Origin of the sequence: Mycobacterium parascrofulaceum ATCC BAA-614 (assembly GCF_000164135.1) — a bacterium.
In the GTDB taxonomy this organism is placed as follows: Bacteria; Actinomycetota; Actinomycetes; order Mycobacteriales; family Mycobacteriaceae; genus Mycobacterium; species Mycobacterium parascrofulaceum.
In genome coordinates this window covers 1-3,925 of record NZ_GG770567.1, presented here as the reverse complement: position 1 = coordinate 3,925, position 3,925 = coordinate 1, and the positions used below count along the sequence as shown (strand labels likewise).

General features: G+C 66.3%; 3 protein-coding genes. All 3 read left to right on the top strand.

What is annotated here, in order from left to right; all coding sequences use genetic code 11:
• Positions 1-134: 134 nt before the first annotated feature.
• Genes HMPREF0591_RS29220 through HMPREF0591_RS29210 form a run of 3 tightly spaced genes read left to right on the top strand, consistent with a single transcriptional unit; the run spans position 135 to position 3,923 of the window.
• Positions 135-1,217, top strand: a complete 1,083-nt coding sequence (locus HMPREF0591_RS29220) for a tyrosine-type recombinase/integrase (RefSeq protein WP_033717226.1) — start codon at positions 135-137, stop codon at positions 1,215-1,217.
• Positions 1,214-3,472, top strand: coding sequence for a tyrosine-type recombinase/integrase (locus tag HMPREF0591_RS29215; protein ID WP_241007748.1), 2,259 nt, complete (start codon positions 1,214-1,216; stop codon positions 3,470-3,472). Before HMPREF0591_RS29220 ends, HMPREF0591_RS29215 begins: the two co-directional genes overlap by 4 nt.
• On the top strand, positions 3,462-3,923 hold the full coding sequence (locus HMPREF0591_RS29210; RefSeq protein WP_007172469.1) for a DUF6262 family protein: 462 nt from the start codon (positions 3,462-3,464) through the stop codon (positions 3,921-3,923). Before HMPREF0591_RS29215 ends, HMPREF0591_RS29210 begins: the two co-directional genes overlap by 11 nt.
• Positions 3,924-3,925: the final 2 nt, after the last annotated feature.

Sequence of the window (3,925 nt, the reverse complement as noted above, 5' to 3'; positions counted from 1 at the left end):
TTGGTTATCTGAGGCCGTGAGGAAGCTGTTCACCATGTAGACGACACGCGTTCGGAGATGCCGGGAAATGCGTTGTGGACCAGTTATCTTCGGTGTCTGTGACGAGTCCTGGGCTGCGGGTGCAGTCGGTGGTGATGCCGTTCGGCGACCGCGAATCGTGGACGCTGGTGGATCAGGATGCGGTGGTGGTGGAGCCGGTCGAGGCGTTCTTGTCGCATCTGCACGCGATCGAGCGCTCACCGAACACGGTCAAGGCCTATGCCCATGATCTGCGGGATTGGTTCGAGTTCCTCGATCGGGGCGGCCTGGTGTGGTCGCGGGTGCGACTGGAGGAGGTGGGCCGGTTCGTGGCGTGGCTGCGACTACCCGCGGCGGGGCGAGTGGGCAATGTGTCAGCGCTGCCGACGGCGGAGAGCATGTGCTCGGAGGCCACGGTGAACCGCAAGCTATCGGCAATCTCGGCGTTTTATGAATTCCATCAGCGCCACGGAGTGGACCTGGGTGATCTGTTGACGACCTGGCAGCGGCATAAGGGACATGGTGGATCGTGGCGACCACTGCTGGCGCACCTGGGATCTCGACCGGAGCGCAGCAGGCGGATCCGGTTACGGGCCCAGCGGCGCATCCCGGACACGCTGGACACGGAACTGGTCGCGGCGATCGTGGCGGCCTGTGATCGGCTGCGGGATCGGTTCCTGTTTTCTCTGCTGGCTGCATCCGGGCTGCGGGTTGGTGAGGCGTTGGGGTTGCGGCACAGCGACATCGATGCGGCTGCTCGGCTGGTGACGGTGGTGCCGAGGGTGAATACGAATCGTGCCCGAGCCAAGGGCGGGGGTCGCCAGGTGCCGGTGCCGGGCGCGGTGATCCGGCTGTATGCGGATTATCTGCATGGCGAGTACGGCGAGCTGGACAGCGATTACGTATTCGTCAACTTGTGGTCCGGTCCTATTGGGTATCCGTTGACGTATGCCAGCGTCTACGATTTGGTCTGCCGATTGCGGGAGCGGACCGGAATCATGTTCGGGCCGCATACTTTTCGCCACTCGTATGCGACAGAGTTGTTGCGCCGCCAGGTGCCGGTCGAGGTGGTGGCCCATCTGTTGGGGCACGCGTCGATCGCGACGACCAGTGACGCGTACGCGCATCTGAAGGTCGAGGACACCCGCCGCGCGTTGGTGGCCGCGGGGTGGCTGGCGGACCGGGATGGGTCGTGGTGAGCGTCGAGGTGCTGGCGCCGCCGATTGAGCCCGGCTGGGTTGCGCGTTTGGGCGCAGCGGTGCGTGCGGAGTTCCGGGTCGAGGTGCTGGTGCCCGCCGTCGCGGATCCGATTCTCGGGTCGCCGGCATGCGCGGTGCCCGGGTGTGTGCGTTCGAGTCGCTACGCCGGGCTCTGCCCGGCCCATCTGGGCCGGTGGAGAAAGGCGGGTCGCCCGGATGACCGACGGGCGTGGGCGGCGACCGCTGATCCAGAGGTGATGGGGTACCGGCCGCTGCAATCGTGCCTGGTGCCCGGTTGCGGCTTCGGGCAGCATCGGTATCGGTTGTGCTACACGCATTCCCACGCCTGGGACAAGGCCGGACGCCCAGTGGTGGATCGGTGGAAGCCGGACGTGGCCGGCACGCCGGCAGCGGTGTGCGCCATCCCGGGGTGCATGTTGTGGGCCGAACTGGACGCCGGGTGGTGTCATTCCCACCACCGGCGGTGGCGGCTGCGTGGTCGCCCGTCGGCGGCGGAGTTCATCGCCTACTGCGCCAGCTACGGCGAGGATCGCTTCGACTTGCGGCCGCTGCGGCCGCAGTTGCGGCTGGAGATCGGCTACGCGCTGCAATGCCGCGTCGACCTGAACCGAACCCGCACCACACCGCGATCGATCAAGCCGCTGCTGGACCACTTGTCGGCAACCGGGGCCGAGTCGCTGCTGGATCGTCCGCTGGCCGACTGGCTGGCCGGGCTGCCGGCCGCGGCGTCGGTCAACACCCCGCGCGCGTTCCTCGGTTACGCGATCGAGTGCGTGCTCGATTTGCGCGACGGGACCGGCTGGGACAGCGAATACCAGCGTGACGTGTGGCGGCTACGGCGGCTCGGTGTTTCCGGCCATGACGGGGCCAAACTGGATTTCACTGCGGTGCACCCAGTCTGGCTTCGAGAGCTGGCCAAACGATGGTGCCGGTGGCGCATGTCGTGCGGAGTCGGGCTGGGGCAGCTACGCAGTGATCGCCTCGCGCTCGTTCGTTTGTCGCAGTTCATGCCCGGACTAGCGAGCTCGTCGGGCCCGGGTGCGCTCGAGCGGGCAGCGCTGGAGGCCTACCTGGCTCGACTGGCCGTTGAGATCCCACAACCGAAGACCCGCAGCGCCGAGATCGGCTGTGTGACCGGGTTTCTGAATGCCGTTCGCCAGCACCGGTGGGCATCGCTGCCGGCCGAGGCGCAGCTGTATCCCAGCGACCAGCCCCGCCGTGACGAGACACCGGCACCGCGGGCGATTCCCGAGTTCGTCATGGGCCAGTTGGAAAGCCCGGCCAACCTCGACCGGATCAGCGACCCGCGGATCCGGCTGCTGGTGGAGGTCCTCATCCGCACCGGCCTGCGCATTGGCGACGCCACCCGGCTGGCGCTGGACTGTCTGGTTCGCGACCCGCAGGGCGCGGTCTATTTGCGCTACCGCAACCATAAGATGCGCCGCGACGCGGTGGTGCCCATCGACGACGAACTCACCGCCATGATCCAGACGCAGCAGGAGCGCACCCGGCAGCGGTTTCCAACCACCGCCGTGTTGCTGCCGCGCAGCAGCGCCAACCCCGACGGACGGCTGCCCATTCCCACCGTGACGTTCCACCTCCAGCTCGGGCAGTGGCTCGAAACATGTGGTGTCACAGATGAACTCGGTCAGCCAGCGCATATCACCGCTCATCAGTTCCGGCACACGGCGGCCACACGATGGATCAACCATGAGGTGCCGCAGGAAGTGGTCCGACGCCTGCTCGACCACACCAGCCACACCATGACCGCCGTGTATGCCCGATTGGCCGACACCACCATACGAGAGCAGTGGGAACGCGCCCAGAAGATCAACATCCACGGTGAGCCGGTCGACATCACCGTCGACGGGCCCCTCGCCGATGGCGAGTGGATGAAGCAGAACCTTGCACGCGCGAAAATAGCGCTGCCCAACGGCTATTGTGGTCTGCCACTACAGAAATCGTGCCCGCACGCCAACGCATGTTTGACTTGTCCGCTGTTCATCACGACCGCCGAATTCCTACCCCAACACCGCAAGCAGCTCGATGACACCCGCACGTTGATCTCGCGTGCTCAAACCGACGGCCACACCCGCCTGGCCGAGATGAACCACACCGTCGAAACCAACCTGCTTACCATCATCGCCACCCTCGAAACCGACCAACGCGACTGCCGGTGCGCTGCAGCGGGCAGCGAAACATGCTGCGGAAAGGAACCATCCGATGCGCCATGACAACAGCCACTACCTCCTCGCCGCTGCCCAACGCCGCCGCGCCGACACCCTCCAACGCGCCCGGCAAGCCCTGCAGGAACTCGGCGAAACCGGCCAGCGGCGCACTATCACACAGATCGCCGCCCTCGCCGGCGTCTCCCGCTCATGGCTGTATGCCCAGCCCGCACTGCGCGACCAACTCCGCCGACTGACCGCCATATCGGAGACGCCCGAGCCGGCACCACCTGCCCCAGTCGAGCGCGGCTCCGACGCCTCCCTGCGCCAACGCCTCACCCTCGCACACGAACGCATCCGCGAACTCGACAACGAAAACCGTCAACTACGAAACCAGATCGCACTCCTGCACGGACAGCTCCGCGCCAACCGCATCGCCGACACCCACATCACGGACACCGTCCACGACACAAACACCCAGATCACGCCCCCAAACAGTCGAGCCCGCCCAAGATAACG

What these genes read in the sequence shown, in the direction of transcription:
- HMPREF0591_RS29210 (WP_007172469.1), top strand. Translation starts at nt 3,462, where the DNA reads ATGCGCCATGACAACAGCCACTACCTCCTCGCCGCTGCCCAACGCCGC.
- HMPREF0591_RS29220 (WP_033717226.1), top strand. Translation starts at nt 135, where the DNA reads ATGCCGTTCGGCGACCGCGAATCGTGGACGCTGGTGGATCAGGATGCG.